General features: G+C 72.4%; 6 protein-coding genes. 2 read left to right on the top strand and 4 right to left on the bottom strand.

What is annotated here, in order from left to right:
- Positions 1-96: 96 nt before the first annotated feature.
- Positions 97-1,347 carry an ornithine--oxo-acid transaminase gene (rocD, locus tag GUY61_RS30710; RefSeq protein ID WP_313896949.1) on the top strand — a complete coding sequence of 417 codons (1,251 nt, stop codon included), beginning with the start codon at positions 97-99 and terminating at the stop codon, positions 1,345-1,347.
- Positions 1,348-1,449: 102 nt separating this feature from the next.
- On the opposite strand, the gene GUY61_RS30705 is transcribed toward rocD, so the two are convergent.
- From GUY61_RS30705 to GUY61_RS30690, 4 genes are all read right to left on the bottom strand, one after another.
- Complete coding sequence (locus GUY61_RS30705; RefSeq protein ID WP_166633520.1) at positions 1,450-4,269, bottom strand: glycosyl hydrolase; 2,820 nt, start codon at positions 4,267-4,269, stop codon at positions 1,450-1,452.
- Positions 4,270-4,437: 168 nt separating this feature from the next.
- Complete coding sequence (locus tag GUY61_RS30700) at positions 4,438-5,634, bottom strand: glutathionylspermidine synthase family protein (protein WP_166633519.1); 1,197 nt, start codon at positions 5,632-5,634, stop codon at positions 4,438-4,440.
- Between the two features lie 3 nt (positions 5,635-5,637).
- Positions 5,638-5,985: a hypothetical protein gene (locus GUY61_RS30695; RefSeq protein ID WP_166633518.1), complete on the bottom strand. Its 348-nt coding sequence runs from the start codon at positions 5,983-5,985 to the stop codon at positions 5,638-5,640.
- Between the two features lie 51 nt (positions 5,986-6,036).
- Positions 6,037-7,464, bottom strand: coding sequence for a PLP-dependent aminotransferase family protein (locus tag GUY61_RS30690; RefSeq protein ID WP_166633517.1), 1,428 nt, complete (start codon positions 7,462-7,464; stop codon positions 6,037-6,039).
- 47 nt (positions 7,465-7,511) lie between these two features.
- Here GUY61_RS30690 and GUY61_RS30685 point away from each other — a divergent pair, with 47 nt between their 5' ends.
- The gene (locus GUY61_RS30685; protein ID WP_166633516.1) at positions 7,512-8,024 is read left to right on the top strand and encodes a carboxymuconolactone decarboxylase family protein; all 513 of its coding nucleotides are present in this window, start codon (positions 7,512-7,514) and stop codon (positions 8,022-8,024) included.
- Positions 8,025-8,154 lie beyond the last annotated feature (130 nt).

Here is an 8,154-nt window from a genome sequence, read left to right as displayed (position 1 = left end):
TGACCCGTGCTTCGTATGTGGTCCGCACCCCACTCGGCCGGAACTCGAACCGGACCTCCGTCGTGGAGGAGCTGCGAGGACCAGGACGAGTGCCATGTGCCCGAACCGGAGTACGGAGCGGGCACGCCCGCGGAGCTGATCGCCGCCACCGGGGCCCACAGCGCGCACACCTACCACCCGCTGCCGGTCGTCATCGCCTCCGCCGAGGGGGCGTGGATGACGGATGTCGGGGGACGGCGCTATCTCGACATGCTCGCCGGATACTCGGCGCTCAACTTCGGGCACCGCAACCGGCGGCTGATCGAGGCGGCCAGGGCACAGCTCGACCGGGTCACGCTGACCTCCCGTGCCTTCCACCACGACCGGTTCGGCGCGTTCTGCACCGAGCTGGCGGAGCTGTGCGGCATGGAGATGGTGCTGCCGATGAACACCGGGTCGGAGGCCGTGGAAACGGCGGTGAAGACCGCCCGCAAGTGGGGCTACAAGGTCAAGGGCGTGCCGGACGGCATGGCGAAGATCGTCGTGGCGGCGAACAACTTCCACGGCCGCACGACGACGATCATCAGCTTCTCCACCGATCCGGAGGCCCGCGCCGACTACGGGCCCTACACACCTGGTTTCGAGATCGTGCCGTACGGCGATCTGACCGCGATGGACGCGGCGCTGACCGACAACGCGGTGGCGGTGCTGATCGAGCCGATCCAGGGGGAGGCCGGGGTGCTGGTGCCGCCGCCCGGCTATCTGCCGGCCGTGCGGGAGCTGACCCGGGAGCGGAACGTGCTGTTCATGGCGGACGAGGTCCAGTCCGGTCTGGGCCGCACGGGCAGGACCTTCGCCTGCGAGCACGAGGGGGTCGTCCCGGACGTGTACGTGCTGGGCAAGGCACTGGGCGGCGGCGTGGTGCCGGTCTCCGCCGTGGTGTCGTCCGCCGCCGTGCTGGGGGTGTTCAGGCCCGGCGAGCACGGCTCGACCTTCGGCGGCAACCCACTGGCCTGCGCGGTGGCCCTGGAGGTCATCGCGATGCTGCGCACCGGCGAGTTCCAGCGGCGGGCCGCCGAACTGGGCGACCGTCTGCACCACGAGCTGGGCCTGCTGGTGGGCGGCGGCGCGGTGAAGAGGGTCCGCGGCCGCGGACTTTGGGCGGGTGTCGACATCGCCCCGGAACTCGGCACCGGCCGGGAGATCTCGGAGCGGCTGATGGAACGGGGCGTCCTGGTCAAGGACACCCACGGCTCGACGATCAGGATCGCCCCGCCGCTGGTCATCGGCGAGGAGGACCTGGACTGGGGGCTGGACCAGCTACGGGCGGTGCTCGGCTGGGCCGGGGCCGGGACGGTCCCGGCCTGAGCGGCTCCCCGACCGGGCCGCGCCGCCGTGGACCGGCCGTGCCCGCACCGGGCCCGGGGGCGCGGTGCGGGCGGCGGGCCGCGTGGGCGCGGCCCGGCCGGGTCACTCGAAGGGGATGAGGAGCACGGACTCCGAGTCGACCTGGAGCTGGGAGGGAGCGTTGCCGATCGCGCTCCAGATCTCGACGCGGACCGTGCCCCCGACGAGGTCACCGAGGCTGCCCGAGGAGGAGAGGAGCCCCGTCCGGGACGCGCGGTACTCCTCCCAGCCGGGGACCGGATCGGTGGCGAAGTAGCGATAGGTCTCGGTCCGGTCGAACGTGCCGTCGCCGGTGAGGTCGTACGACACGCGGGCCTGCTGTCCGAGGCCGACTCTCGTGCCCGCGTCCACCTGGAGGCGGAAGTCCGTGCCGCTGCCCGCCTTCAGGGTGCCGTTGACGTTCTCCACCTCGTAGACCAGGGGCTGGTACGGGGTGCCGTCACGGTTGGCGCCGTCCGCGGACGCGATGGTGTCCGTGCCCGGGGCGGAGCCCGCGGTGGTGCTCAGCACTCCGCCGGAGCGCAGGTGGAAGGTGTCTCCCGTGGACGGCTCGGGATCCGGGTCCGGGTCCGGGTCCGGGTCCGGGTCCGGATCGGGATCCGGGTCGCCGCCCGTGCCGGTGCCCGTCGCCGTGGAGCGGGCCGGGACGGTCAGCCTCCCGCCGTCGGAGAACGTCACGGTCTGCGGCGTGCCCGTGAAGTTGTGCGCGGCGTAGGTGCGGATGTCGCCCTTCCTGAAGACCGCGGCCGTCGGGCTGTCCGCGGTGACGGAGGTGTCGGGCGCCCCGAGCGCGTCCAGCGTGGCGATCCAGTGGTAGGTGTGCGCCTTGCTCTCGCCCGCCTCCGGGGCGTAGGCGTCGCCCTGCGCGTCCCAGGCCCTTCTGGCCTCCGCCGGGTCGGCCAGGGCGCGGAACTCCCAGAGGATGTCCCGCCATTCGCCGGCCGGTCCGCCGTTCTCCCGCTCCATCTCGGCGAGATTGCGCCGGATGGCGTCCTTCTCCCGCGCCAGGTGGAGCGAACCGCCCGTGACGGGCAGGACGTTGATGCCGTGGATCTCCTCGGGGTTGGCGGTCCACCAGGTGGCGTAGGCTCCGCCGCTGCTCCAGACCATGCCGACGACGTCGTGGCCGAACCCCTCCGGGTAGACCTCCTCGTCGGCGTCCATCCAGTACTGGGTGATGGCCTCGGACTCGGTGGTCAGCAGGTAGACGCCCAGGTCGGTCAGGGAGTCGTCACCGGTGGCGGAGCCCCAGAGGATCAGCCCTGCGCTGAGGTTGACCGACTCCGATGACGACTCCTGGTTGTTGCCCGCGGCGAAGGCCGCGTGCCCGGCGGCCCAGCTGTGCCCGGCGTAGACGTCGAAGCCCCGCAGGAAGGGGAAGTCGCTGTCGGTCCTGCTCGGGTTGGCGGCGTCCCTGATCAGGGTCTTGACCATCCCGCCCCAGGCGGAGTCCGCGGCCCATTCCGGCTCGTACTGGGCGACGACGGCGGCGGCCATGACGTAGTAGGAGTAGTGGAAGTGGTGGTCGTTGAGTTCCTTGTCGCTGCCGTACGAGGCGGGGTGACCGGTGAGGGTGCGCCAGTCCTTGTCGTAGGAGAACTCGGCGGGGCCGCCGACGGTGAACCACTCCTGGAGTCTGCCCTTGATCAGGCCGAGGAGCTTGTCACGGGCGGCCCGCTCGTCGAGCTGGTCCGCGATCGGCACCAGCTGGGCGAGCCTGCCCAGGGCCTTGCCGGTCCAGTAGGAGTCCGTGGCGCCGTTGAACGGGTCACCCGCGTCCGCCGCTTCCCTGACGTACGCCGAGAGCCTGGCGCGGTCCGGGCCCGGTGACCGCGGAAGCGCCGGCAGGGCTCCGGTCACCTTCTGGACGGTGGTGAAGGAGGTGCCCTCGCGCACCTTCATGGTTCCCCGCGGGGAGACGTAGGTGTACGGGGTCAGCTCGTCCGGGGTGTGCAGCCACTGGTGGCGGTACAGCGCCTGGAGCGTGCCCGTCTCGCCGCCCTCGCGCGCCGTCGTGGTGAGCGCGTAGGTGGCCCGCACGGAGCCGGCGGCCCGGTCGTAGTCCCAGGTCACCTTGGAACCGGTGACGAAGCTGAAGGCGTACTTCCGGTAGTCGCCGAGGGCGTCGCGGCCGGGCAGTACGGCGAGGGAGAAGTAGTCCTTCGCGCCCAGGTCGGCGCGGATGTCGGTGCCCGAGACCGTCCAGTCGCTGCCCGTGGGGGCGAACAGCGCGTAGTGGTGGCCGCCGATGGTGACCCCGAGGACGTTGCCGTCGTCGGCGAAGACGTCGGGGGCGCTCGCGGCGGCGATCTGTGCGGGGCCGCCATTGCCCTGTGCGTACACGAACGGAAGTCCGTGGCCGATGGTGGTCCGCAGGGTGCGGGCGCCGTCGGACCAGTACGGGGTCACGGTCCAGTCGCTCCACGAGTCCGCCCTGGCGTCGGGGGAGTTGAGTCCCTGAAGTCCGAGGGTCAGATCGCGCTTGTGCGGGAATTCGTACTGCCGGCCGCCGCCCACGACGGACGAGGACGCGGGGTGACCGACTTCGAGGCCGCCCGGCACGGCCTTGTAGGTGAGCGGGTGGCCGTACATGTTCTCGGAGTACGGATTGTCCGCGTACCGCTGGAAGGCCAGGGACGACCACCAGTCGTTGGTGGGGACCGGCTTGCCGGCCGCGGCGGCGGTGACCTTGGGCTTGACGGGGGCGCCCGCGCTGTTCTGCGGGCCTGACGCCCCCGCCGGAAGGGTGTCGCTGTAACTGCCCTTGCCGACGGGGACCGTGGCGGCGGAAGCGGTGCCGGCACCGGCCGTGCCGAGACCCGTGACGGCCAGGGCCGTCGCCGGGAGTAGTGCGAGGAGTCTTCGGAGTCTCACGGATCGCACCTCCTGAGAGCGCTCTCAATGTTGCGTCAACGTAAACGCGAGGTGATGTACCGTCAAGACTTGAAGCAATGACCGTCACGGGGCGCCCGAACGCTCTCCGGCGTGAACGCACGGCGGCAGAGAAGGGAGTCCGGGTCCGGGCGGGACCCGGGGGTCAGGAGCCGGGAGTCAGGAGCCGGACGGAAGGATGACGTGCGGCAGGAAGCGGGCGTACTCGTCCGTGATCAGGCCCGAGGACTCCCGGATGCCGAGCCCCGCCGCCTCGTCCTCGACGACCCACGCGCCGAGCACCACCCGGTTCCCGTCGAACGCGGGCAGCGGAGCCAGTTCCTGGTAGCAGCACGGTTCGTCCCGCACGGCAGGCTCCCCGTCCGGCTCGTGCACCGTCACTCCCGCGCCCTCCCGGCCGAGCAGCGGCTTGGCCACGTATCCGGCGGTCGTGGCCAGCTCACGCGGTCCGTCGAGGTAGGCGGGCAGCAGGTTCGGATGGCCGGGGAACAGCTCCCACAGCACGGCCAGCAGCGCCTTGTTGGACAGCAGCATCTTCCACGCGGGCTCGATCCAGCAGGTGCTGCCGGTGCCGCCGCCGTTGTCCAGGGTCTGCAGGACGTACGGGCCGAAGCGGTCGGTGGTCAGCCACTCCCAGGGGTAGAGCTTGAAGCAACTGCGCATGAAGCGGAGCTTCTTGTCGACGAAGCGCCGCGCGATGCGGTCCCAGCCGATCTCCTCGACCGCGATCTGCTCGGTGGCGAGCCCGGCCTGCTCGGCCGTCTCCCTCAGGTAGGCGACCGTCATCAGGTCCTCACCGAGCTCGTCGCCCGCCGAGTGCGCGAAGTACAGCGGACTTCCCGGCGGGAGCAGCGCGGCCTGCTTCCTCCATGCCTCGACGAGCCGTTCGTGCAGGGAGTTCCACTGGTCGGCGCCGGGGAACCGCTCCTCCATCCAGAACCACTGCGGGCTCGCGGCCTCCACCAGCGAGGTCGGGGTGTCGGCGTTGTACTCCAGCATCTTCGCCGGACCCGTACCGTCGTAACGCAGGTCGAACCGGCCGTACACGGACGGCAGTTCGGAGCGGCGCCGCCAGGACTCGGCCACCAGAGCGGCCAGCCGCGCGTCGGTGATGCCGAGGTCCGCGAAGCGCTCGGTGGCGACGATGTGCGCGGCCGCCTCCAGGCACATGGCGTGCAGTTCCCCGACGACCTCCTCCAGCGCCTCCACCTCGGGCAGCGAGAACTCGTAGTACGCGCTCTCGTCCCAGTACGGCCGCAGCGAACCGTCCGGGTACCGGGTGAGCGGGTAGATCAGGCCCTGTTCCTCGACGGTCCGCTGCCAGCCGGGGCGCGGCTCGATGGTGCGCCTGCGCACGGCTCAGCCGCCGCCGGAGCCGGAGCCCGAGCAGCCGAAGCCGTCGCGGTCCACGGCCTCGTTCCTGCTGAAGGTGCCGTTGTCGGCGTAGCCGGCGCTGACGTCGGCGTCGTAGTACCAGTCGCCGTCCGCGGAACCCTTGCGCTTCTTGGCCGACGCCTTCGAGGACTTCGCCGAGCCGGAGCACTCCCCCGCGTCGACGACCTTGTAGCCCTTGTAGACGTCGTAACTGTCGCGGTCCACGCACCGCTTGTCGGGGTCGGAGCCGCAGGAGGTAAGGGCGGCCGCGAGGACACCCATGCTTCCCAGCGCCACCGTGCTCGACCTCAGTCTCCGCCGTCCCGTCGCCATACCCGACCCCCGTGACCTGTGCACACCAAAGCGATTCGAACGCCCGACAGATTACGGCAGAACCCGCAGCAGGGCGTCCAGGGCCCCCGCCCAGCCGTGGTCGGGCGGCGAGCCGTAGCCGACGACCAGCCCGTCGGGGCCGGGACCCGCGTCCTCGTGCCGAAGCTCCGAGAGCCCGGTCAGCGCCAGCCCCTGCCAGGACGCGGCCCGCACCACCGACTCCTCCGTGCCGGGCGGCAGTTCCAGCACGGCGTGCAGGCCCGCCGCGATCCCGGTGACCCGGATGTGCGGCGCCCGCTCGGCGAGCGCGGCGACGAGCTGGTCGCGGCGCCGCCGGTAGCGCAGCCGCATCGCCCGCACATGGCGGTCGTACGCGCCCGAGGTGATGAACTCGGCGAGGGTCAGCTGGTCGGTGGCGCTCGACGCCCAGTACTCCTTCGCCGCCAGCACCTCCGGCACCAGCCTCCCGGGCAGCACCATCCAGGACAGTCGCAGGCCGGGCGCGAGACTCTTGCTCGCCGTGCCCAGGTAGACCACCCGGTCGGGATCGAGGCCCTGGAGCGCGCCCACCGGCTGGCGGTCGTAGCGGAACTCGCCGTCGTAGTCGTCCTCCAGGACGAAGGCGCCGCCCGCCGCCGCCCAGTCGACGACCGCGGCCCGCCGGTCCGGATGCAGGGCACCCCCCTTGGGGAACTGGTGGGCGGGCGTCAGCAGGACCGCCCCGGCCCTCGGCAGGGCCGCCAGCTCCCCCACGCGCGCGCCCCGCTCGTCGACCGTCAGCGGCGGCACCCGCAGCCCGGCGTCCGCGAACTGCCCGCGGTGGAAGTCCAGCCCGTACGACTCCACGGCCACCTCCCGCACCCGGCGGGCCCGCAGCACGGTCGCCAGCAGCCGCAGGGCGTGCACGTACCCGGAGCAGACCACGATCCGCTCCGGGCCCGCGTGCACCCCGCGGGCCCGCGCCAGATAGCCGGCCAGCGCCTCCCGCAGCTCGGGCCGGCCCGCCGCGTCCCCGTAGTCGAAGGCCTCGCTCGGCGCGGAGACGATGGCCCGCCGGGCGGCGGAGAGCCAGGCGGCCCGCGGGAAGGCGGAGACGTCGGGCGTGCCCGGCTTCAGGGTGTAGGCGGGCCGGCGCCTGGCGGCCGCACGGCGGGAGGCGACGGGGGCGGCCGCGCCGGGGCCGCCCGCGGCCCCGCTCCGCCGGCGCGGCACGGCACGCTGGGCGACCCGCGTGCCGGATCCCTGGCGCGCGGTGAGCCATCCCTCCGCGACCAGTTCGGCGTAGGCGTCGGCCACCGTGTTGCGGGCGATCCGCAGGTCGGCGGCGAGCGAGCGCGAGGAGGGCAGCCGCGTGCCGGGCGCCAGCCGCCCGGTGCGCACCGCCTCCCGCAGCGCGTCCATCAGCCCGGCGCGCAGCCCGCCCGAACCGGCGAGCTCCACATGCAGGTCGGCACCGAAAGCGGCCCGGGATTCCGTCATGGAAATGGACCATAGCGGGGCGACACTCCGTCCGTAGCGTGGCGGCCATGACGAGCGAAGCTCCACGTGACGGAAACGAGTACGCCCACGAGCACGCGCCCCGCCTCGACTGGACGCGGCACGCCCCCGAGGTCTACCGGGCGATGGTCCGGCTCGACGCGGCGGCGCGCGAGGGACTCGACCCGCGCCTGCTCGAACTGGTCAAGATCCGTGCGTCCCAGCTCAACCACTGCGCCTTCTGCCTGGACATGCACACCAAGGACGCCCTGGCGGCGGGTGAGAGCGTCGAGCGGATCGTCCAGCTCAGCGCCTGGGAGGAGTCCCGCCACTTCTACACCGGGAAGGAGGCCGCGGCGCTCGAACTGACCGAGGCGGTCACCGTCCTCACCGACGGCTTCGTGCCGGACGAGGTGTACGAGCGGGTCGCCAAGCACTTCGACGAGGCGGAGCTGTCCCGGCTCATCGCGGCGATCACGGTCATCAACGCGTGGAACCGCTTCGGCGTGACCGCCCGCCTGGTGCCGGGGCACTACACGCCGGGCCGGTTCAAGCAGCACTGACCACGGCTGGGCGCGGGCCGCACCACGCGGGTGACGCCTCCGGAGCAGGCCGCACCACCCGAGCGGCGGCACCCCCGGTGACGGTCGTCCCGTTGACGGGTGGTCCCGGGCGGGTGGCGCGCCCGGGGCC

It is taken from the genome of Streptomyces sp. GC420, from assembly GCF_009916105.1.
In the GTDB taxonomy this organism is placed as follows: Bacteria; Actinomycetota; Actinomycetes; order Streptomycetales; family Streptomycetaceae; genus Streptomyces.
The sequence above is the reverse complement of the archived record's forward strand: the minus strand, read 5'-3'. Positions and strand labels throughout refer to the sequence as shown.

Excerpts from the sequence above, each read along its gene's own strand:
- GUY61_RS30695 (WP_166633518.1), bottom strand. The coding sequence starts at position 5,985 with ATGGCGACGGGACGGCGGAGACTGAGGTCGAGCACGGTGGCGCTGGGA.
- GUY61_RS30690 (WP_166633517.1), bottom strand. The coding sequence starts at position 7,464 with ATGACGGAATCCCGGGCCGCTTTCGGTGCCGACCTGCATGTGGAGCTC.
- GUY61_RS30685 (WP_166633516.1), top strand. The coding sequence starts at position 7,512 with ATGACGAGCGAAGCTCCACGTGACGGAAACGAGTACGCCCACGAGCAC.